A 21,865-nucleotide genomic window follows, 5' to 3' on the forward strand; every position below is an offset into this window, starting at 1 on the left:
GTGGTATAGGGTGGTAGTTTACGGCTATCTATCGCTGGATATACAGCGTTCTGGGGATTTATGGCTGTATAGCATACTGTACACCTTAAAGGAAACTTCACTTGTCGAATCTAACAAATATAGAGAAAAGAAAGCTTGAAAGGTTACTTGGCATGGGCTCTGGCTATGTACTTAACTTTTCAAACAAGACTTTCGATGAGTTTGTGCATGATAGTACGGGCAAAGAAATTTATGATGAAAAATATAACTTAAACTCTGGTTCTAAAGCAAATAGGCTTCGAGCATTTTGGGATATTGAATCTAATTATACAGTTGGAAAATTGTTATCAGATTTATTCAATGATTGGACTGAATACAAAAGTTTTAATGATCCTGAACAACCCACAGATGAGTGCTTAAAGATTGCTCAACGGTTAACTCTGAGTGCTCCTGTTCCAGACATTGACGCTGTTACGCCAAATGCTGAAGACAAAGACTTTGATACCTTAGCAAAGGCAGTTCGAGCTTCAATCGACAATAATGAGCCTGAAGCAGGCTTGGATAGGTTGCATACTTTTCTAGTTAAGTACTTTCGTGTTCTATGTGAAAAATATGGAATCGATACCAATAAGAAAAAACCTCTACATGGTTTGGTTGGTGAATACATCAAAAAAATGAAAGTCAGCGGCGCGATTGAGTCAGAAATGACGGAGCGTATTCTGAAATCAAGCATTGCAAACATGGAAGCTTTCAATCATGTAAGAAACAATCAGAGCTTTGCTCATGATAATAAAGTTCTCAAATACACAGAAGCGATGCTGATTTTTAGCCACGTAACCAGCTCTATCAAGTTTATTGAAGATCTTGAGAAAAGTGTGGAGAAACCGAAAATGGCCGAATCGGGCTTCGAAGGTATAAAGTTTTAGGGTGTAACAAACCAAGTAAGCGAGACAATAACACGTTGGTATGGTCTGGGGCCAATCTCAGTGCTTCCTGAGAATCAGAGTAGCGGTATTGGCTCGATGCTTATGGATGCAGCCATTCAAGAGTTAAAGAATATAAATGCCAACGGTTGTGTCTTGCTCGGAGACCCAAACTACTATCATCGTTTTGGCTTCAAGCCTGTAGAGGGCTTGGTGCTTCCCGGTGTGCCGCCGGAGTATTTTCAAGCCTTGTTATTTCAAGGCGATTTACCTCAAGGCTCCGTTACTTATTACGAATCCTTTTCTGCAAATGGTTAACCAGTCAAAGCACGCGGTCTTGGGATCTGTAAAAATCAGGTGATCTCGAATAGGGTGGTCGGCAGCTGCCCTTGGCAAATGCCGACCCACATATCCTTTGAACATATTAGCGTAATGCCAATTTGCTTATGCCTGAGCTTCTTTAGCACCAGCAATACGGTGATGAATCAGCACAATGATGTAACCCAGAGCAAGCCCAAACACACCTGCAAAGGCTGCATTCACTATCCATGTAACGGCTGCGCCAGCAACGGGTAACCAGCTTCCTACAGTATCCGCAATTCCGTGAATTAGGTGGGGTAACCAACCTAGCCCAAACACTTCCATGCCGTGTAAAATTATCTGACCACCTACCCATAGCATTGCGGCTGTCCCTACAACAGATAAGGTTGCCAGTAACACCGGCATAGCACGCACTAGAAAATTACCGATCCCACTGATAAGTCCTCTGCTACTTTTTGCCAGATGCAGTCCGACATCATCCATCTTTACAATCACGGCGACAGCACCGTACACACAAATTGTGATGACGACACCGACTATCAGCAGTACCACTGCCTGCGTGAAGATATTGCTATCACTAATCTCACCCAGTGCAATGGCCATTATTTCGGCGGATAAAATCAAATCGGTGCGAACCGCTCCGGCAACCTTTTCGTCTTCCAGTTCCTTTGGGTCTTCGTACGGTAGATGGTCAAGCTCACCGTTGGCTTCGCCGTCTTTGTGGCGGCTGAATTTCTCTACGACTTTTTCAGCGCCTTCGTAACATAAGTAGGCACCACCAAGCATCAGTATTGGCGTAATCAGGAAGGGGAGAAAAGCACTCAGTAACAAGGCGAGCGGGAGCAGTATGATAACTTTGTTAAACAACGAGCCTTTCGCGATACGCCAGATAATCGGTAGCTCACGTGCTGGCTTAAGCCCGGTAACGTAGGCGGGTGTTACCGCTGCGTCATCGATCACGACGCCAGCAGACTTTGATCCGGCCCGCATGGCCGCAACGCCAATGTCATCGAGAGAGGCGGTAGCCAGCTTGGCTATCGCTGCTACATCATCAAGTAATGCTAAAATTCCACTTGCCATTTCTATTGACCCGTCCTTTAATTATTCTGTGTACGGGCAGATAGTGACTGCCCTGAGTGCATGATTTGGAGTTGTAAAGTTGCGTTACGCTAAGTAGCCGCCGGAACGAAGTTAACCAGATTAGAACAGCGCTTACAATTATTCTGTGCCAATTTAACACCAGTAGTTCCAGCTGAACTGATTTGGCCAGTCTAATTTTAGCGCCTGAGAACGGAGAAGTTGGAGAGCTGGTTCGTCACCGCATATAACAAATGACGTTAGTTCAAAACATGTATTAACAAAGGCAAGGTAACAACCGATACCACCGTCGTTAACAGCACGGCAGTAGATGCTTGATGTGAGAGCGTTTTGTATTCCTCAGCCATAACCCCCAATACCGCAGCACATGGCATAGCAGAGCCTAGCGTCGCAGCCAAAACCCACTTCGGGTCTACTTGGAAAAGCGTCATTATTAGAAAGACGACAAACGGCATAATGGCTAATTTGATTGTCGAGATGTAGATGGCTGGAAAAGAGTCTTGAGTAACGCTTCGACCAAATAGGGCGGTTCCAACGATAAACATAGCACAAGGCCCTGCCGCACTGCCTAAGAGTTCGAGTCCTCCAATAAGGCTAGCAGGTAAGGTAATATTCCAGGCCGATATGATTAAGCCGACAATAATAGAAATAATCAGTGGATTCAGTAAGGAACGCTGTAGTGCTTTGAAAGGGGTGAAATTATTGTCTTGCTGATCAATATCGTTGTTATTGGTATTGCTTAATTGCAGCAAAAAAGACGAGAAGGGTAAGAGAATCAGTAAGTCTAATGTCAGCATCAGCGCAAGTGGCACCGACGTCCATTCACCAACCGTAGCGGCTAGCACCGGTATCGCCAGAAAGCCAATATTGCCATAAACCCCACCTAAACCTAGCATCACGCCATGGTTGGCCTGTTTCTCAAATAGAAAATAACCAACAGCCCCCGAAAGTAACATCACACTGAGAAGAGAGGCTAAGTAGGCACTTAAAAAGGGAACATCAATCAAGGTTTCAAAATTAGTGGTCGCAAGCTTGCCTAGCAGTACGGCAGGCAAAGAGAGATACATCACAAAACGTGTCAGGTATTTAAGGCTGGTAGCGCCAACGATTGCGTACTTTTTACAGAAATAGCCCAGACCAACTAACCCAAATAATGGGATGATTTTGATAAATGTTTCTAACATGTAAGTCCTAAAGCCTTGAGTGAGTAGGGTAAGGGGTTCTAGAGGTGTAAAACAGAGAAAATAAAATATACGTTAATAAATACATAGCCACAATACTTTACTTAAGTGGCTGCTGTTTGAGGCTTTTTTGGATTTTTACATAAAAAAAGCAGACACTAAAAAATCAGTGTCTGCTTCTATTCAATCAGTTAAGCAATAATTACTTTTGAGGGGTAATCAAGTACTTCTCACCGGTCGCTTGCTTGGAGTAGCCCGCGATTGATTGTAATTTTAACACCTCTGCCAAGGTCACTTCATGTGTGTAGTGGCTGGCAAATGTGGTGGTGATTTCATCTGCAACACGCTGACGCATTTTCATCACAGTTTGAGTGCCCAGCTTGCCTAAAGCATTGAATAATAAGAATCCATTCACGCCCCATGCAAAGCCAAAGTTACGGTTTAAGGTAATAGGGCCGCGATCTAGTGCACCATAAATATAAACTTGCTTGAACGTATCAGAGCCATAAATGGTGTGCTCTTTCATATCGCGAGCTGCAGCAACTTCCATACAGTTCAGAATGTCACTGGTTAGCTGGCCGCCACCGATTGGATCAAAGGCAATCGTTGCACCGGTTTCAATAATCGCGGCGGTTAAGTCAGCAATGAAGGTGTCATTGCTTGAGTTAACGACGTATTTTGCGCCCATCTCACGTAGCAGTGTTTCTTGTTCTTCCTTACGCACAATGTTGATTAAATCAACGCCATCGGCAATACAAATGCGGTTTAACATTTGTCCAAGGTTAGAGGCCGCTGCGGCATGAATAATGGCTTTGTGGCCTTCAGCACGCATGGTCTCAACCATTGCTAATGCAGTCAGCGGGTTAACAAAAGACGAGGCGCCTTCTTTAGCCGTTGTGCCTTCTTTTAACTCTAAGCAGCTTTGCACATTGGCGCAGTGATATTGACGGTACGTTCCACCACCAATCACGGCAACGGTCTTACCCATTAATGCTTGTGCCGCTGGCGATGAGCCCGCTGCAACAACGGTTCCTGCACCTTCATTACCCACCGGCGTTGCGACACCCACACGGGTTTTCAACGATGGCATAAACTGAGCAGGGATGTCAGCCGTAATCACTGGGCTTTGCTCTGTGCCAGATTGCTTCGCGGTGGACATATCCGCAGCGCTAAACAGCACGCCTAGATCAGATGGGTTTAAGGGCGCGGCTTCAATGCGAATTACAACTTCATCGGCACCCGGTTGTGGCATGTCGATTGCTTGCAAAGCCAGTGTTAATTTGTTGTCTTCGCTAACGGTTGAAGTCAGTTGGATATTTGTATCAGTCATTTGAATGTTCTCCTGCAAATGATTATATTTTTGAACCAATCACATTATTGTGTTGGCCATGTTGTGTTCGTAATAATGCTAGTCTTGGTTTTTATCGCTAGGTGCTATTTAGCATTCGCTGCTTGCATCTGAGCGGTGACCTTTTGGATAAACTCGGGCCAGTTTGCTTGGCGGTCTGCCTCTACTGTTTGGGCAATGGCAGATTGACTCATGGACTCGTTCCATTCCTTCATTCCGGGGATCTCTGCGAGCACATCCCAGTCCAGCTGGCTAGCGCCAAACTTGCTGACAATGGTGTTGACGTAATACACATAGATGTCGGCCATCGTGAACTGCTCACCGGCAATCCAAGGTGAAAACTGGCACAAGCGATTTAAGGCAGTTACTCCAACGCTTAATACTTGACGCACTTCAGCCTTAACCGAGTCCGGCGCTTCAGTCCCTGAAAAGGCATAAGGGATAAACCGTCTGCTGGGTAGCTCAAAATAAAGCTCTGACATTTTCATGATTTGGCGCACAACCGCACGTTCCCCGGCATTTTCAGGGTATAGCGGAATGTCTGGATACGTCTCTTCAAGAAAGTCACAAATGACACTTGACTCTGAAATATTCAGGCCTTCAGCCGTCGTGATAACCGGTACTTTGCCCGCTGGGCTGATGGCCAGTAACTCTTCGCTACCACCGTAGAGAAGGTCTTCCTGAAACGGCACTGCTTTGTAGAGCAGTACATGTTTCACTAGGTTGTAATAGTTGCTAGCCGCAAAACCGTGCAAAGTGATCATATTCAGTGTTCCATCATTATCGAGAGGTTTAGCCCCTGTGTTTAACACACTGCAGCAGGGTCAAGCTTGCAGTGCTTAAGATGGGTGCATTATTACTGGTTTTAATTGGGTTATATATAGGGGTGAATGCGAATCACTATTGCTTTTAAAGCAATAATAGGGCGAGAATACTTGGACGTTCAGTGAATGGAGAAGTGAGTGGATCAACTACGGGCCATACGGTATTTCAGTAAAGTCGTCGAAACGGGGAGTTTTACCAAAGCGGCGAGTGCGTTTAATGTGCCGCCATCATCGTTGTCGCGGCGCGTTGCTGATTTGGAAAAGAGTTTAGGCGCGACCTTGTTAAAGCGTTCGACCCGAGTGGTTAAACTGACTGAAGTCGGGCAGATTTATTATAACGACGTACAACAAATACTGAATCAACTAGAGCAAAGCAGTGAAACGGTGCGTAGTTATCAAACAACGCCAATGGGGCGTTTACGGATCAGTTCGATGGTGGGCTTTGGTGAGAAGATTTTGTTGCCCTTATTGGATGAATTCAGCGCGCTGTATCCTCAAATTGTGTTGGATGTCAGCTTAAGTGACGAGCTATCAACGCTGGGGCGTGATGATGTGGATATTGCCATTCGCGGTGGTTATGCGCCCAATGAACGTGTGCTGGCGATACGGCTGATGGATAATGGTTTTATTCCTGTCGCATCACCCAGCTATTTAGAGCAGCACGGCGTACCTAGCACTGCAATGGAGTTGAAGGATCATAAAGGCCTGTATTTTAAAGCGCCAACCGGGCCGACGCCTTGGTTATGCAATATGGATGGGCAATGGCATGACGTTTCAGGGCCAGCGGTGGCGATCTCCAATAGCGGCCCATGGCTGGCTAAAAAAGCTTGTGCTGGGGAGGGCATTTTAATGTCAACGCGATGGGCTTTGGCGTCATACCTTGAGTCTGGGGTGCTGCAAGAGCTTAAGTTTGAGCATGAGTTAGCGATCACTCAGCATTCTGAGATGGCGGTGTACTTGTTGTATCAAAAGCAGCGCTATTTAGTACCCAAAGTTAAAGCGGCAGTCGACTTTCTAGTTGAAAAAATAAAAAAGTAACACTCATTAATCACTCAGGCACTTTCTTAAGTTGAAGTGCCCGATCAAAAGGTATGAGTACTTTGCGAGAGTGATACTCAACGCTGAGGTATGGCAGATCGAAAGCATTAAGCCGGTGCAGATTCTTTACAGGCTAAGCTCAACAACAAAGTGCTTATGCAGATAAGCGCCAGAGCGGGTGACATTATATTCTTTAGCAAAGCTTGCTTGCTTCGCCACGATGTCAGTCAACGCCGCGTAGAGCGCATCCACATCTTCGCGAGTGTTGTACAGGCTAAAGCTCGCTCTCACCATGCCACGTTTGCGATTGATCAGCGCTTCTTGCTCGTCTTCTGGCACCTCATCAAGGTCTAACTCCCAAAGGGCTTCTTTAATCATTGAGCTGACATAGGGGTGAGCACAAAAGCATTCATTACGCACGGCAATACCAAAATAGTCACTTAAAATTGAGGCAACTAAGCCATGATCAATGCCATCAATATTAAATGATAGCGCGCCTAAGCGAGTTTGCTCACTCTGCCCATAAATGAATAAACCTTGAACAGTGCTTAACTTTTCAGCGGCGTATTGCCATAACTCGGCTCCATGTGCACTGACCTTATCTAAACCATAATCACGTAGTGCGGCCATGACTTTGGCGAGTGAATAGAGCCCTAAAATGTCTTTAGTGCCTGCTTGCTCTCGTTCTGGGTAAGTCTTGAGGTAGTCGGCGCTTTGGTAGTCAACGCGTTCAACCACGCCACCACCAACTTCATCGCTGGGGTATTGCGCTAAATACTCTGACTTGGCGATGAGTATGCCCGGAGAGCCCGCGCAGTAGACCTTATGGCCAGAGAACGCCACAAAATCAATATCGTATTCGGCGATATTCAAGCGCATGTGGGGCGCACTTTGCGCAGCATCGAGTATCGCAAGGGCATTGTATTGGTGGGCTAGTGCCACAATGTCAGCCACGGGATTAACAATGCCGGTGACATTGCTTACACCTGAGAAAGAGACGTAATTTACTTTCCCAGCGTGTTCTTTAAGCAGGGCTTCTAAAGCGCTAAGGTCAATTTCACCTTGTCGGGCTGACTCACCACGCAATGGGATATGAATCACCTGCGCACCGACCGATGCTGACTGCTCACGATGCGGCAGGTCATTGGCATGATGTTCCATCGCTGAAACCAGTACGATCGGTTTTTCAGCGGAGCGAGGCTTTAAGCGACGCGCGAGATTATTCATTACTGCAGTCGTGCCATTGCCTAAGGAGACTAAGCTGTAGCGCTCATCAGCCCCACACACATCCAAAATCGTTTGCTTGGCCCAGGTATGCGCTTGCCCACAGATATGCGCGGAGGCGTGTGAGAAGCTATGGCTATTGGAGTAATGCGGTAATAGCGCATTTCTGGCATCAATGGCTGTTTGCATGACCAAGGGGGAGGCCGCACCATCTAAGTGTAGGCGACGTTTCGTTGTGCCGTCGGCCAGCTTATATTCGGTGTTTAAGCCGATAAAATGGTTAGTCAAATCAGACATTGAGTTGGATTCCTGCAGTGGTTGTGGTGTCGATTTTTTAGGATGGCAGCGTAAAAATATTGCTGCTCATTTGATCACTGATTTTTAAAGCTGGTCACAATACATCAAGCTCCCTGTAAAGTTTAGTGAACGTTAAAACTGTAAGGTATCAATCAGTAAGATATCGTGAAATGAGAGTGACGGTAGCAGTGGATTCTGTTGGGGTATCAGTTCACAATATAGAAACTGCCAGATGGAAGCAGATTACTTCCGATCACTATAATTCTTAACTTAGAAGCCCAACGCAAGTCGCGGGCGGTATTCTTAAGGACGTTAAATGAAAATTGCAATACTGTCTCGTAACCCACGTTTGTACTCGACTCGCCGCTTGATTGAAGCCGCTGAGGCCCGTGGCCATACTGTTGAGGTCATCGACGTACTTCGTGCTTACATGAATATCAGTAGCGGTAGCCCTGAGATTCATTATAAAGGCCGTGTGCTGACTGGTTTTGATGCGGTCATTCCGCGGATTGGTGCCTCGGTAACGTTTTACGGTACGGCGGTACTGCGCCAATTTGAAATGATGGGTGTGTACCCTGTGAATGAATCGGTGGCGATCAGCCGCTCGCGTGACAAGCTGCGCTCACTGCAGTTGCTGTCTCGTAAAAATGTCGGTATGCCAGTCACTGGCTTCTCACATTCGCCAGATGACACCGATGATTTGTTGAATTTCATTGGCAAGCCACCGTATGTAATTAAGTTGTTGGAAGGGACTCAAGGTATCGGCGTGGTACTGGCTGAAACCCGCAAAGCGGCAGAGAGTGTAATCGAAGCCTTCCGTGGGCTGAAAGCACAGATCTTAGTTCAGGAGTTTATTGCTGAAGCAGGCGGTGCGGACATTCGTTGTTTTGTAGTTGCTGGTAAAGTGGTTGCGGCGATGAAGCGTCAGGCAAAAGAGGGCGAGTTCCGCTCTAACTTGCATCGCGGTGGTACAGCGATGTTGGTGAAACTGACTAAAGAAGAGCGTGCAACCGCGATCAATGCGGCTAAGATCATGGGCTTGAATGTGGCGGGTGTTGACTTGCTGCGCTCAGACCGTGGTCCATTGGTGATGGAAGTGAACTCATCGCCTGGTTTGGAAGGGATTGAGACAGCCTCTGAAAAAGATGTAGCTGGCATGATCATTGAGCACATTGAGCAAAATGCACGCCCTGGTCGTACTCAGACTAAAATGACGCGTTAATGCTCAGACGTCTTTAAAGCGTTCGAAATATGAAGCGGGTGGCGGCGGATATACGCTGCCATCCTGCTCGCAAATCTCTGAAAAATAGAGATCGGCGGCGGGCTGTAGGATTTTATACAGTTGGCCCGTTACCTTTCTGGCTCGACGACTCACTGCATCACTGGGCAATAACTCATCCGGTAAATCAGGTTCTTTCAGTAGAATATGTCGGTAGCGGTGCATAAGCAGTGTTTTGATTAAAAAGCACAACTTTGGCTCTAGTGTTGCCACATCACCACAGCTATCCAACAGCGGTTGAAAGTCATCAATCAATAGGCTGTATTGCTGGCTGCTATCACTCAAATCAAAGCATTGGCTGATGAGCGTATTGGCTAATGGCACGTGCTCCGTATCGCAGGCACTGGCTTGCAGCATCACGATGTTATCTTCCATACCCAAATCTTGAACCAGCTTTTTGACATCCTCCATGTCCGCCACTGGGTGCCCATAAACGCCCACGGTAATGCGGTTGAACCCCAGCCAGTATAATTCTTTGCGGATAATCTCCCGCTGTTCCATCGTAATATCATTGAGTGAGGTGAATACCAGTCGCCATTGCTGATCCCATTGCGCAGGCTTTGAGGCATAGATCCGTTTTGAGGAGCTGACAAACTGGCGATAAGCGCGGTTGGTGAGCGAGTAATAACTGCGGCGGCCAGACTGCATCGACTGCAAAATGCCTTTCTCTGACAAGCGAAAGACCGAGGTACGCACTAAGCGTTGGCTGATGCCCACTGGCGCGACCAGTTTGATCAAGCTCCCTAGCCAAATATTCTCACTGCGCGGGCTGATGGTATCGCCATAAATACTCAGCAATAAGGAGTTGGCGTGCATGGGGCGAGTTTGCGAAAAGCGCTCAATCAGCTCAGAGGCTTTATCATTAAATGAATTATTATTGGTCAATTTTAGGGTCTCAATTCCACACAGTGGGCGCTTAAAATCATTCTTATGGCAACATCCTGAGATGGCGCAAAGAGTGATCAGCACTTAGTTTGATACGTAAAAATAACAGTAAATAATAATAATGTATCTCAATTAATGAGTCAGGTATATTAATCGCACTTCAAATCCCAAATAGAACCGCAGTAGGAGGCATCATGAGCTACAACAGCATTGAATTTACGATCGAATCTGGCATCGCGCGACTGACATTTAACCGGCCCGACCGCTTAAACAGTTTTAACACAGAGATGCAGGAAGAGATTCAGGCTGCTTTGACTGAAATCAGAAATGATTCCTCAGTGCGTTGTTTGCTGTTAACTGGCAATGGCCGTGGCTTTTGTGCAGGACAAGACTTAGCTGACCCTGCAGTACGTGGTGAGAATGGCCCTGAGCTGGGTCATGCACTGGAAAACTATTACAACCCATTTGTGCATGCGCTAATGACCTTTGAGTTTCCGGTTGTGTGTGCGGTGAATGGCGTGGCGGCGGGCGCGGGCGCTAATGTAGCGTTGGCGTGTGACATTGTGCTGGCTGCGCGCTCTGCATCCTTTGTGCAGGCATTCTGCCGCTTAGGCTTAATTCCGGATGCGGGTGGAACGTGGTTATTACCACGCGTGGTCGGGCGTGCTCGTGCCATGGCATTGAGTATGTTGGGTGATAAAATTAGCGCCGAGAAAGCTGAGCAGTGGGGCATGATCTGGCAATGTGTGGATGATGATCAGCTAATGGAGGAAGCCAATAAGCTGGTTGAACATTTAGCCAAGCAGCCTACTAAAGGCATGGGCTTTATCAAGCGCGCATTGAATGCATCCAGTGAAAATGACCTGCAAACTCAGTTGGATTTAGAGCGCGATTTGCAGGATGAAGCCGGTAATAGTTATGACTTTAAAGAAGGGGTGAGTGCCTTTACTGAAAAGCGTGCGCCTGATTTTAAAGGTTACTAAGCACTAATTAATTATCGAATAAGGTGGTAACAGTGACAATTCCGCAAGTCATGCAAGGTATCTATCTGACCGGTCACGGTGGTTTTGAGAAGTTGGAGTTCTCTGCGGACATTCCTGTGCCAATACCCAAAGCCGGCGAAGTGTTAATTCATGTCAGAGGTGCTGGCGTGAATAACACGGATATCAATACCCGCACTGCGTGGTACTCCAAAGCTGTCACCAGTGCGACGGATGCTGGGGCGGAAAGTGGCTTTGATGCCTCTGCAGATAATGATGGCAGTTGGTCCGGTGAGCCGCTCATATTCCCGATGATTCAAGGGGCGGACTGTTGCGGTTATGTGGTGGCAGTGGGTGAGGGCGTGTCGGAGTCTCGTATTGGTGAGCGCGTATTAGTGCGCACTATGCAGGCAGATACCGCGACGGATGAAAACTACAAGTGCATCACCTTGGGTTCTGAGCGTAATGGCGCTTTTGCACAATACATGACGGCTGCTTCGCATCACTCACTCAAGGTTGACTGTGATTGGAGCGATGCGGAGCTGGCTTCGATTCCTTGTGCTTATTCAACGGCTGAGGGTATGTTACATCGTGCTGCGGTTGGTCAGGAAACGGTACTGATTACAGGCGCTTCCGGTGGTGTGGGGTCGGCGGCTATTCAATTGGCTAAGCGGCGCGGTGCGACCGTGATTGCGGTCTCTGGCGCGGCCAAGGCGGATGAAGTTAAAGCGCTGGGCGCTGATCAGGTGGTGGACCGCAATTGTGATTTGGTTGCTACTTTGGGTAAAAACGCTGTCGATGTGGTGGTGGATCTGGTCGCGGGTGCGGCATGGCCAAGTTTGCTGGAGATACTCAAAGGTGGTGGGCGATATGTTGCCTCCGGTGCGATTGCCGGGCCTATTGTTGAGTTGGATGTGAGAACCTTGTACCTGAAAGATCTTAGCTTGCTTGGCTCAACTTATCAGAGTGATGTGGTGTTTGAAAATCTGATTGGCTATATCGAGCGAGGAGAGATTCGTCCGGTGGTGGCGAAGACTTATCCGCTTAAAAATATTGTTGAAGCGCAGACTGACTTTTTAGCGAAAAAGCATACTGGCAAATTGGTATTGATTCCAGAGTAGTAAGCTATTGGCTAATAGCGAGTGGCTGGATTACCAGTTAAATTGAGCGGTTGTGCTATAAGTATTTATGTGGCGAGGGAAAACACACTGATACCGTAGGCAAGACAGGAGGTTTGGCATGCTAATTCAGACGACTACACAACCGGCCAAGAGAAAGCACAATAAGTTACTGGTTCAGTACGAGGGTGATGAGCCTATCTCCGTAAAAGTTGGGCTGGAAGCAGTGGATGAATCCAAGGCTGATAGCGCTGATACGAAGGCTGAAGAATCAAAACCATTGGTAAGTAGCTTACTGAGAAATGGAGCGACCTTAAACTCCGTTTACAGTGGCGGTAATTATGTTATTTCCGGCGTAGCTAGCGCCAAGGCTTCCGATCTGGCGCCGGTACTTCAGCGACTTAATTTGGTTAATGATCCCTCGCTGGCGGTGGATAAGAGTCAGCAAATTTTGGATGCGGTTCAGTCGAAGGCTGGTGCATCGGTATTGATTGGTGCGCAGGCTGGCGCGCTGACGTTTACCTTGGTTGAAATTGCCGTGCCGACATGGCCAATGCGCAAGAAATTGGCGTTGTCGTTGTTTATTGCGGTGGTGGTTGGGGTTGCGGCTTATTGGGTTTCAGAGGAGGAGGTTGCGCCGGTGACTGCGCCAGTAACTTTGGAGGTTACTCCGGTTAATTAGTTCTTAGCGATTAAGTCTTGCCACTACTAGCAAGATCTATAAGCTCAATTTTCTTAGCTTGCGGTAAAGGTAAAAGGCCTCTTGGCATTTCTGGTAAATATCGCTGTAGCCCGCCGATTCAAAAATCAGACATCGGCGGGCTTAAATCGACCGTTTACTTGAGCAAATTCACAATGGATATTTCCTTATGTGCTCTTATCTCTGCAGCTTATAAACGAAGCCTTACCAAGGGATGGTGCTGCCATCGATATCCATAAAACGGCCGCTATCTTCATCCGTCATTGAAGCCAAATTACGGCGCAAAGCACTGGCAGATTCCTCAACCGATAGCTCGCCATTTTCGCCGCCCATATCCGTACGCACCCAACCCGGATGCAGCACTGCGACTTTAATTCCACGTGGCGCAAGATTCTTCGCAGCACTCACGCAGACCGCGTTTAAAGCCGCTTTACTGGAGCGATAAATATAACTGCCACCAGAGCCATTATCATGCATGCTACCCATTTTACTACTCATATTGGCGATGAGCTTTTGCTCGCTGGCCGCTACATTATCGGCAAAGGTTTCCATCATTTGCATCGGTGCAATTACATTGGCATCCAGTGTGTTTAGCCATTCGTTGCGGTCGCTGCTGCCGAAGCTTTGATAATCCCAATTGCCATACATGCCTGCATTGTTAAATAGAATATCAATGGGTATGCCAGCAAGTTCGGTAGCCAGATTGCGGCGTTGCTCGTCGTTGCAGGTGTCTAGTTGATGGACGGTGACCTTGCCATCGGACTCAGCGGCCAGTGCGTTTAGATCATCGGCTTTTTCAGGGTTGCGGCAGCAGGCGTAAATCCGCCAGCCATCGGCGGCATATTGTTGAGTTAGCTCCAGTCCGATTCCTCGGTTGGTGCCGGTGATTAAAATGGTAGGCATAAGAGTCTCCGCGTTGGTGAATTAGGTGGCTAATGCTAGCAGGATTTTTATCTGGTGGTACTTGTTATGGGTACTTTTCGTGTGTAGTTTTGGCTCGGATAATCAAGCTATTAAGCAGCCGCACTTTATGTTTTCTGATGTAACTCTCGGAATTCAAGAGCCTGTGCCTTAATAGCTGCAATATCTTCACCTGATTTAGCCTCTAAGTTTTTCATCATAAATCCCATGCGCGGATTAGCCTGCAAGCGCTCACGATGCGTATCCAAAAAATCCCAATACAGTGTGGTAATAGGGCATGCCTTTTCACCCACCGCCAAGGCCGGATTAAACTTGCACTGCTTACAATAATTACTCATCCGGTTGATATATTGACCGCTGGCCGCATAGGGTTTAGAGGCCATAATGCCATTATCCGCATACTGGCTCATGCCCAGCGTATTAGGCAGCTCGACCCACTCGACCGCATCCACATAAACCGCTAAATACCACTCATGAACTTGCTTCGGCTCCACGCCATAGAGTAGGGCAAACAAACCAGTCACCATTAGCCGTTGTATGTGATGAGCATAGCCATGCTTCAAGGTTTGGCCAATGCTTTCACTCAGACAAGTCATTGAGGTGTCACCCGTCCAATAAAACGCGGGTAAATCCTGATGGGCATCCAGCGCATTCATCTCTAACCATTCCGGCATATGCAGCCAGTACAGCCCACGAACATATTCCCGCCAACCAAGAATTTGTCGGATAAAGCCCTCAACTGCAGCCAGTGGGGCGGCTTCATCACGGTAACGCTGCTCGGCTTGTTGGATAACGTGTAGAGGGTGCAGCAACTTCAGGTTTAAAGAGGAGGCAATTAGTGAATGATTTAGAAACGGCTCATCAGTCCACATGGCATCTTGAAAGTCGCCGAACTGCGGCAGCGCCTTATCTAAAAAGCGATTGAGTGCTTGCTCCGCTTGCTCTGGGGTAACGGGCCATTGCAATTGCTCTAACTCGCCAGGATGTTTAGGAAATCGTTCGTTTACCAATGCAATCACTTGTTCGGTAATGCCATCGGCAGGCCACTCAATCGGCTCTGGAATGTCTTGCGGGCCATTTTTGCCAAAGGACTTCCGGTTGGATTGATCATAGTTCCATTTGCCACCTTCTGGCGTTTTCTCATCCTGCATGAGCACCTGATATTGCTTGCGCAGTTGCCGGTACCAATACTCCAGCCGCAGCTGTTTTTTATTCCCCGCCCATGTTTTAAACTCGGCTGGTGTTGAGAGAAAGTGCTGATCGTGTAATTGCTTAATAGGCGTGTCATATTGCTTGCAAGTATCGGCGAGTTGCTTAAATACGCGGTAATTACCGGGTTTCACCAGCCACACTTCCTCGGGTTTATGGCTTGCTAAAAAGTCACTAAGCGCTTCACCCAAGGATGCAAACTCATGCTCGTCTAGCGGCAAGTAAGTCAGGGGGTAGTCCTTGGCTTGTAGCTCATCAGCAAAGTGCCGCATCGCCGATAGAAACAGCGCAATGCGTTGTTTATGTGACCAGACATGAGTCGATTCCTCCGCCACTTCTGCCATCCAAAAGTGGTCAGTTGCTAAATCAGCATGCTTAAAAATCAGCGATTCGCGATCCAGTTGATCACCCAAAACAATAAATAATCTACGCATGATCAGACCCGATTTCAGTAGTTGCTTGTTTGCGATGACGGCGGCATTTTTCAGAACAATACTTCACGTCATCCCAACACCTTTCCCATTTTTTACGCCAGCTAAATGGCCGATTGCAGACTAGGCAGGTTTTCTCCGACAGTGTGGTTTTGTGATGTGCCATTGCTTTTTGGTACTCCGGTCTCGGCTCATAATTCCCTTTCAAAAATTATTATATATAAGTTGCTTACCGAAACGCGTGCTAAAGTTTGCTTGACTTCTTTAGGTGATAAAACGTTATGAAAGACATGAGCTTTAGCGAGCCGGATATCGGCCGTATTATTGAGATGGCATGGGAAGACCGGACGCCATTTGAAGTAATTAAAACACAATATGGCCTTTCTGAAAGTCAGGTTATCCGCCTGATGAGAAAGAATATGAAAGCGTCGAGCTTCAAAATGTGGCGTGAGCGAGTGAGTGGTCGAAAGACTAAGCACCTCAGCAAGCGAGGCTTTACGGTCGGGCGTTTTGTCTGCCCAACTCAGCGCCTTCGATAAAGGCGATGGTTTGATCTAACTCGATTGGTTAAGAGGTTGTCAGTATGAAAAATGGACTGTTTAAACGTGGTTACTTAAGTCGATTTATCTTCGCTTTGTCCATGCTGCTGACACTTGGCTTTAGCTCTGGCGCTTTTGCTAATGAGTCGCAACTCTGGTCCAAGATTAAATCCGGTGGGCATATTGTGTTGATGCGTCATGCGCTGGCTCCAGGCTTTGGTGATCCGGATGGTTTCACTTTGGGTGACTGTTCCACCCAGCGGGTGCTATCTGACGTAGGGCGTCAACAGGCTACACAGATTGGCGAGCGTTTTCGTGCTAACGGCATTACCGAAGCAAGTGTGTACTCGAGCCCTTGGTGTCGCTGCGTTGATACGGCGGAGCTACTTAAACTGGGTAAGGTGACTCAATCACTTAACTTTGCCTCTACCTTTCAGCAAAATCTCGATGGCAATCCTGCTAGAAATGTTGCCGCTGTTAAACAATGGATTGCAGATTTAGATACCAGCAAGCCAACGGTGATTGTTACGCATCAAGTTAATATCACCGCATTAACGGGGCAATATTCAAGCTCTGGAGAAATGGTCGTGGCGCGTGTTAATGGCGATTCGCTGGTACCTGTTGGAACGATCGAAACAGCACCCTAATAATCACAACTCCATCAATCTAAACCCCAGAAATCTAAGCTAATATGGCTAGCATAGGAGAAAGTGCTGGCGATATCCTCTATGATCTGTGTGAGCTTTCATCAAGTAAAACCAAGGGTGAAAACCCAGTAATCAGAGGAACATTGAACAATGAGCACACCATTGACAATCATAGCAAGAATTGAAGCGGTAGCCGGTCAAACTGACGTCGTTAAAAAAGCACTGCAAGGCTTGATTGAGCCGACGCTGAAAGAGGCGGGTTGTATCCAGTACGACTTGCATCAGGATAATAATGATCCATCCGTATTCTTATTCTATGAGATCTGGGAGACGCGTGAGCTGTGGCAGCAGCATGGCGAAAGTGCGCATATTTCAGCACACCGCATTGCCACTCAAGAGACGATTGCGTCGACGGTTATCAATGAGATGACGAAGATCTAAGTCGCTGCGAAAACTCAGTGGTATCAAGGCAGTTTGCGATGCACTTGATACCACTTGGCTTTAGAGAAAACATACAAAATACACCTGTAAGACACCTCTAAAATACAATGGTCATTTGCAGTTAGCTATGCCGCGATCTACTCTGCAGAACAGTAAACCTTACCTCTCTCAAGTTCAAAAAGGCGACCCATGTCTAATCCTATACCCGCAAAAAACCAAGCCGAACAAGTGGTGTGCTTCCATGATGGCGACTGCCCAATCTGTGAACTGGAAATCAATTTTATGAAGAAAATTGATAAGCGAAAAGCGATTCAATGGGTGGATATCAATAAAGATAAAGCCGCGCTAGATCAGGCAGGAATCACCTATCAGCAAGCGATGGATCAAATCCATGTGATGGATGCTAATGGTATGAAGCAGGGCGTGGATGGCTTTGTATTGATCTGGCAAGAGCTGCCTTACTTTCGACGCTTGGTACCGCTGGTGAAGCTGCCGGTGATTGGCTCTATCATGAAATTTGGCTATCGACTCTTTGCAAAATATCGCTTGGCGCTTACTGGCAGAAAAGCCTCCAGAGAAGGCTAGTTGCTGAATAGTCTGGGTAATAGGCCAATCCAGCGCACAAGGTGAGATGCGCCAGTCGATAAGCACTAATCGGTGGAGATTAACTCGCCAGTGCAGGTAAGGGAGTACGGCCCGCATTAAACTGCTGAACAGTGTGTATAAACTGGCATTCGGGCAGTGCTTTTGACCACAAAAACCCTTGCGCAAAATCACACTTCAGATCAGTCAGTATTTTGCTCACTGCTTGAGATTCGACCCCTTCCGCCACCACCTTCAGATTCAAAATTTGTGCCATTTGTATCACCGCTTTAACCACCGCCAAATGATCTGGAGAGGTATTCACTTTGAAAATAAATGACTTATCCAGCTTGATGGTATCGACCTTAAAGTTGATCAAATAGCTTAGATTTGAATAACCGGTACCAAAGTCATCAATCGCCAACTGAATGCCTAAATCCTTCAAGGATTTCAACTGGCTTTTTACTGTTTCATTGTGCTGAATTAACACATGCTCAGTCAGCTCAATCTCTAAAAACTGCGGCTCTAAACCACTGTCTTGCAAGGCTTGAAATACCACGCTATTAAAGTTGCTACGCATAAACTGCACTGACGACACATTGACGGCAATCGTCATCGTATTAAAACCGACATCATGCCATTTTTTACAAATTCGACAAGCTTCCTCAATGCACCATTGACCAATCTCATGAATCAGCTCAGTCGACTCAATCACGGGGATAAATTCATCTGGCGCGAAGTGATAGGGATTACCCCGGTTCCAACGCAGCAGCGCCTCACCGCTGTCCATTTTTCCAGTGGCTAAATTGACTTTTGGCTGAACATGGAGATCCAACAAATTGTTCTCCAAAGCATCTTCCAGTCCTTTCAGAATCGCAGCTTTTCTTATCGCTTCCTGGTGCAAATGCGCGGAGTAATAGCTAAAGGTATTTTTACCCGATTGCTTCGATTGGTACATGGCGATATCCGCTTTCTGGCGAATTTCATCAAATTCCTTTCCATCCTCCGGCGAGATGGCGATGCCTACCGAGCCGGTCATTCTCATGCTGGTGTCTGCAATGATGTAAGGGGTCGTAATCACCTTCATAATGTCATTGGCCAGCTGATCAATGTCGAAGGTGTCATCCCGTTTGATGATTACTACAAACTCATCGCCGCCAATTCGGCAGGCTGCATCAGCAGGCAGCAGGAGCTTTTTAAGCCCACTTGAGATCGCCACTAAGATCTCATCACCGGCTTTATGGCCGAAGGAATCATTCAGATTTTTGAAGTTATCCAAGTCCACGAAAAATAAAATAATCCGTTCGTTGCTGTCACTGAGCTGGCTCAGCACCTTTTTATAATGCAACTCACAAGCATGGCGATTGAGCAGTCCGGTAAGAGAGTCCTGTTCAGCCATCAGTTGTATCATCTCGTGGGATTTGATGACTTTTTTGTTTTCAAGGCTTAGGTTCTTGAGGGTGGTGTTCATGTCGGTGTTGACAGTCCATGCAACATAAGCCGCAAATAATGTGATCAGGACCGCATTGAATACTTGCTCAAGCGAGATCGGTTGCAATGGGGCGGGGTACCAACCATAGACGCTATTGGTACCTAAAAAGGTCACTGCAATGACCATATAACACAGGATTGAGATAAAAACCCTAAAGCTCCCGAGTAGGGCAGAGTAGACGATTAAGATCGGAAAACTGAGTGTTGTGGAGTCGCGCAAGCCGCCATTTCGCCAGACGACATAGGTCAGGCAAATAGCCAGGCACCACAAAAACATGCCTCTGGCGAGCCTCTCTCTTCCCGTTTTGATCATGAAGAAAGTGAATGATGTCAGGGTGATTATCCCAATAACCACCGTAATATTGGCCGATCTTGCCTCGCTGGAGCCAAGAAAAATATTTCCAATGCTCAGCAGCGATAGCAACAGCATGCCCCAAAGGAGTTGCCGAAAACGTTTAACGACAAACTCATTCCGATCTGCTGAATGGTGATGGCTTATCTTCATAAGGTTAGGGTTTTTAGTTGTTAGGTATTCGCTCAAGTGCCAATACATTTATTATTTTGGTTATTATTTCACCGCTTCATTGGCAGATCAATGCTTTTAAGACAAAGTGCTTATGCGGGTAATGCAGTACGACCTGCATTAAATTGCCGAACTGTTTGTATAAACTGGCACTCGGGTAGTGCTTTTGACCACAAAAATCCTTGCGCAAAATCACATTTCAGGCCCGTCAGTATCTTTCTCACTGAGTCCGATTCCACACCTTCTGCGACGACACTCAGGTTTAAGATTTGCGCCATTTGAATTACGGCCTTCACTATAGCCAAGTGATCGGAGGAGGTATTCACTTTGTCGATAAATGACTTATCCAGCTTGATAGTATCTACCTTAAAATTGATCAAATAGCTCAGATTTGAATAGCCGGTGCCAAAGTCATCAATCGACAACTGAATGCCTAGATCCTTTAACGACTTCAGCTGATTTTTGACTGTTTCATTGTGCTGGATCAACACATGCTCGGTCAGCTCAATCTCTAAGAACTGCGGGTCCAAACCGCTATCTTGTAAGGCTCTGAACACCACGCTATTAAAGTTGCTGCGCATAAACTGCACCGACGACACATTCACCGCAATCGACATATCGGTAAAGCCTGCATCGTGCCATTTCTTACAAAGCCTGCAAGCCTCTTCAATACACCAGCGACCAATCTCATGAATCAGTTCGGTCGATTCAATAATTGGAATGAATTCATCCGGTCTTAAACTGTAGGGATTACCACGGCTCCAGCGCAGCAAAGCCTCAGCACTTTCCATTTTGCCGGTGGCTAAATTAACCTTGGGCTGAATGTGCAGGTCTAACAGGTTCTTCTCTAAGGCATCTTCCAAGCCATTAAGAATGGAGAGCTTTCGCAAGGTTTCCTCATGCAAATTAGTGGAGTAATAGCTGTAGGTGTTTTTACCCATTTGCTTGGACTTATACATGGCGATATCCGCTTTTTTGCGAACCTCGTCAAACTCTGTCCCGTCATCTGGCGTGACTGCGATACCTACCGAGCCCGTCATGCGGATCGTTGTGTCGTAGATGGAATAAGGCGTGGTAATAATCTTTAAAATATCATCAGCGAAATGGTCAATATCAAACATATCAGTGCGCTTGATGATTAAGACAAATTCATCGCCACCCAGCCTGCAAGCAACATCCGTGGAGAGCAGTAATTTTTGCAACCCATTGGCGATGGAAATGAGTAGTTCATCACCGGCATTATGTCCAAAAGAGTCGTTGATGTTTTTGAAATTATCCAGATCAAGGAAGAATAAAATCACGCGCTCGTGTTCGTCTTTTAACTGAACCATAGCGGCTTTATAGTGCATTTCGCACGCAGGGCGATTGAGCAGTCCGGTTAAAGAGTCGCGCTCTACCATTAGCTGAATGGTTTCCCGAGACTTAACGACTTCTTCGTTTTCATTGCTTAAATGTTTCAGCGTCGTGTTCATGTCCACGCTAACCGTCCATGCGACATAGGCGGCTAATAAGGTAATAAACACACTGTCATAGACCTGCTCCCAGCCCAGAGAAGGCAAAGGATAGGGCACCCAGCCGTTGATGGTATTGGCCCCTAACAGCACAACGGAGACAAGCATAAAGCAGAGTATGGATAGGAAAACCCGAAAGCCACCCAGCAATGCGGAATACACAATCAAGATCGGGTAACTCATTGCCGTAGAGTCACGCAGGCCACCATTGACCCAGGAGATGTAGACGATACTAAACGCGATTGACCAGAGGAAAATGGTTCGGCCGAGGTCTTCTTTATCTTTTTTTATGAGGTAAAAGGTCACTGCAATAGAGCCGATCATGCCGCTAATGGCCATAATTGAGGACGACATTGCTTGGCTTGACCCTAAAGA

22 protein-coding genes are annotated in these 21,865 nt (G+C 46.8%); 11 read left to right on the plus strand and 11 right to left on the minus strand.

Going from position 1 to position 21,865, the window contains the following annotated elements; translation table 11 throughout:
* The first annotated feature begins 101 nt into the window (after positions 1-101).
* Together LEUMU_RS0105055 and LEUMU_RS24730 are read left to right on the plus strand one after the other, a co-directional pair.
* Positions 102-905 carry an abortive infection family protein gene (locus tag LEUMU_RS0105055; RefSeq protein WP_026744507.1) on the plus strand — a complete coding sequence of 268 codons (804 nt, stop codon included), beginning with the start codon at positions 102-104 and terminating at the stop codon, positions 903-905.
* Between the two features lie 45 nt (positions 906-950).
* The gene (locus LEUMU_RS24730) at positions 951-1,220 is read left to right on the plus strand and encodes a GNAT family N-acetyltransferase (RefSeq protein WP_281169948.1); all 270 of its coding nucleotides are present in this window, start codon (positions 951-953) and stop codon (positions 1,218-1,220) included.
* Between the two features lie 126 nt (positions 1,221-1,346).
* Here the strand turns inward: LEUMU_RS24730 and LEUMU_RS0105065 are convergent, their stop codons facing one another.
* The 4 genes from LEUMU_RS0105065 to LEUMU_RS0105080 form a co-directional block, all read right to left on the minus strand.
* Complete coding sequence (locus tag LEUMU_RS0105065) at positions 1,347-2,303, minus strand: DUF808 domain-containing protein (RefSeq protein ID WP_022951188.1); 957 nt, start codon at positions 2,301-2,303, stop codon at positions 1,347-1,349.
* 257 nt (positions 2,304-2,560) lie between these two features.
* Positions 2,561-3,505, minus strand: coding sequence for an AEC family transporter (locus tag LEUMU_RS0105070; RefSeq protein WP_022951189.1), 945 nt, complete (start codon positions 3,503-3,505; stop codon positions 2,561-2,563).
* Between the two features lie 199 nt (positions 3,506-3,704).
* Positions 3,705-4,832, minus strand: coding sequence for a zinc-binding dehydrogenase (locus LEUMU_RS0105075; RefSeq protein WP_022951190.1), 1,128 nt, complete (start codon positions 4,830-4,832; stop codon positions 3,705-3,707).
* Between the two features lie 104 nt (positions 4,833-4,936).
* Entirely contained in the window at positions 4,937-5,614 is a 678-nt protein-coding gene (locus LEUMU_RS0105080; protein ID WP_022951191.1) for a glutathione S-transferase family protein, read from the minus strand.
* Positions 5,615-5,812: 198 nt separating this feature from the next.
* On the opposite strand from LEUMU_RS0105080, the gene LEUMU_RS0105085 reads away from it, so the two are divergent.
* A complete protein-coding gene (locus LEUMU_RS0105085) occupies positions 5,813-6,712 on the plus strand; it encodes a LysR family transcriptional regulator (RefSeq protein ID WP_022951192.1) in 900 nt (299 codons plus the stop codon).
* A gap of 126 nt (positions 6,713-6,838) precedes the next feature.
* Here LEUMU_RS0105085 and LEUMU_RS24735 read toward each other — a convergent pair whose 3' ends face one another.
* On the minus strand, positions 6,839-8,233 hold the full coding sequence (locus LEUMU_RS24735) for an aminotransferase class V-fold PLP-dependent enzyme (RefSeq protein ID WP_022951193.1): 1,395 nt from the start codon (positions 8,231-8,233) through the stop codon (positions 6,839-6,841).
* A 316-nt stretch (positions 8,234-8,549) separates the two neighbouring features.
* Between LEUMU_RS24735 and rimK the strand changes: the two genes are divergently transcribed.
* Positions 8,550-9,455, plus strand: a complete 906-nt coding sequence (gene rimK / locus LEUMU_RS0105095; RefSeq protein ID WP_022951194.1) for a 30S ribosomal protein S6--L-glutamate ligase — start codon at positions 8,550-8,552, stop codon at positions 9,453-9,455.
* Between the two features lie 3 nt (positions 9,456-9,458).
* On the opposite strand, the gene LEUMU_RS24740 is transcribed toward rimK, so the two are convergent.
* Positions 9,459-10,397: a PaaX family transcriptional regulator gene (locus tag LEUMU_RS24740; RefSeq protein WP_022951195.1), complete on the minus strand. Its 939-nt coding sequence runs from the start codon at positions 10,395-10,397 to the stop codon at positions 9,459-9,461.
* A gap of 194 nt (positions 10,398-10,591) precedes the next feature.
* Between LEUMU_RS24740 and paaG the strand changes: the two genes are divergently transcribed.
* From paaG to LEUMU_RS0105115, 3 genes are all read left to right on the plus strand, one after another.
* Complete coding sequence (gene paaG / locus LEUMU_RS0105105) at positions 10,592-11,380, plus strand: 2-(1,2-epoxy-1,2-dihydrophenyl)acetyl-CoA isomerase PaaG (RefSeq protein WP_022951196.1); 789 nt, start codon at positions 10,592-10,594, stop codon at positions 11,378-11,380.
* 32 nt (positions 11,381-11,412) lie between these two features.
* Positions 11,413-12,498 carry an alcohol dehydrogenase family protein gene (locus LEUMU_RS0105110; RefSeq protein WP_022951197.1) on the plus strand — a complete coding sequence of 362 codons (1,086 nt, stop codon included), beginning with the start codon at positions 11,413-11,415 and terminating at the stop codon, positions 12,496-12,498.
* A gap of 118 nt (positions 12,499-12,616) precedes the next feature.
* Positions 12,617-13,177: a hypothetical protein gene (locus tag LEUMU_RS0105115; protein ID WP_022951198.1), complete on the plus strand. Its 561-nt coding sequence runs from the start codon at positions 12,617-12,619 to the stop codon at positions 13,175-13,177.
* A 222-nt stretch (positions 13,178-13,399) separates the two neighbouring features.
* Here LEUMU_RS0105115 and LEUMU_RS0105120 read toward each other — a convergent pair whose 3' ends face one another.
* The 3 genes from LEUMU_RS0105120 to LEUMU_RS28505 form a co-directional block, all read right to left on the minus strand.
* On the minus strand, positions 13,400-14,098 hold the full coding sequence (locus tag LEUMU_RS0105120) for an SDR family oxidoreductase (RefSeq protein WP_022951199.1): 699 nt from the start codon (positions 14,096-14,098) through the stop codon (positions 13,400-13,402).
* A gap of 125 nt (positions 14,099-14,223) precedes the next feature.
* Complete coding sequence (locus tag LEUMU_RS0105125) at positions 14,224-15,759, minus strand: cryptochrome/photolyase family protein (RefSeq protein WP_022951200.1); 1,536 nt, start codon at positions 15,757-15,759, stop codon at positions 14,224-14,226.
* Positions 15,752-15,922 (minus strand): DUF2256 domain-containing protein, encoded by a 171-nt coding sequence (locus LEUMU_RS28505; RefSeq protein WP_084708036.1) that lies wholly within the window; start codon positions 15,920-15,922, stop codon positions 15,752-15,754. The genes LEUMU_RS0105125 and LEUMU_RS28505 overlap by 8 nt, the downstream gene beginning before the upstream one ends.
* A gap of 124 nt (positions 15,923-16,046) precedes the next feature.
* On the opposite strand from LEUMU_RS28505, the gene LEUMU_RS24745 reads away from it, so the two are divergent.
* The 4 genes from LEUMU_RS24745 (at position 16,047) to LEUMU_RS24750 (ending at position 17,968) form a co-directional block, all read left to right on the plus strand.
* Positions 16,047-16,295: a TIGR03643 family protein gene (locus LEUMU_RS24745; RefSeq protein WP_040504172.1), complete on the plus strand. Its 249-nt coding sequence runs from the start codon at positions 16,047-16,049 to the stop codon at positions 16,293-16,295.
* Positions 16,296-16,339: 44 nt separating this feature from the next.
* Positions 16,340-16,942, plus strand: a complete 603-nt coding sequence (locus tag LEUMU_RS0105135) for a histidine phosphatase family protein (RefSeq protein ID WP_022951202.1) — start codon at positions 16,340-16,342, stop codon at positions 16,940-16,942.
* Between the two features lie 150 nt (positions 16,943-17,092).
* On the plus strand, positions 17,093-17,383 hold the full coding sequence (locus tag LEUMU_RS0105140) for a putative quinol monooxygenase (RefSeq protein ID WP_022951203.1): 291 nt from the start codon (positions 17,093-17,095) through the stop codon (positions 17,381-17,383).
* Positions 17,384-17,572: 189 nt separating this feature from the next.
* Positions 17,573-17,968, plus strand: a complete 396-nt coding sequence (locus LEUMU_RS24750; RefSeq protein WP_022951204.1) for a thiol-disulfide oxidoreductase DCC family protein — start codon at positions 17,573-17,575, stop codon at positions 17,966-17,968.
* Positions 17,969-18,047: 79 nt separating this feature from the next.
* On the opposite strand, the gene LEUMU_RS24755 is transcribed toward LEUMU_RS24750, so the two are convergent.
* Complete coding sequence (locus tag LEUMU_RS24755; protein ID WP_169446367.1) at positions 18,048-19,961, minus strand: putative bifunctional diguanylate cyclase/phosphodiesterase; 1,914 nt, start codon at positions 19,959-19,961, stop codon at positions 18,048-18,050.
* 110 nt (positions 19,962-20,071) lie between these two features.
* Entirely contained in the window at positions 20,072-21,844 is a 1,773-nt protein-coding gene (locus LEUMU_RS24760) for a putative bifunctional diguanylate cyclase/phosphodiesterase (RefSeq protein WP_169446369.1), read from the minus strand.
* Positions 21,845-21,865: the final 21 nt, after the last annotated feature.

The organism is Leucothrix mucor DSM 2157 (assembly GCF_000419525.1).
In the GTDB taxonomy this organism is placed as follows: domain Bacteria; phylum Pseudomonadota; class Gammaproteobacteria; order Thiotrichales; family Thiotrichaceae; genus Leucothrix; species Leucothrix mucor.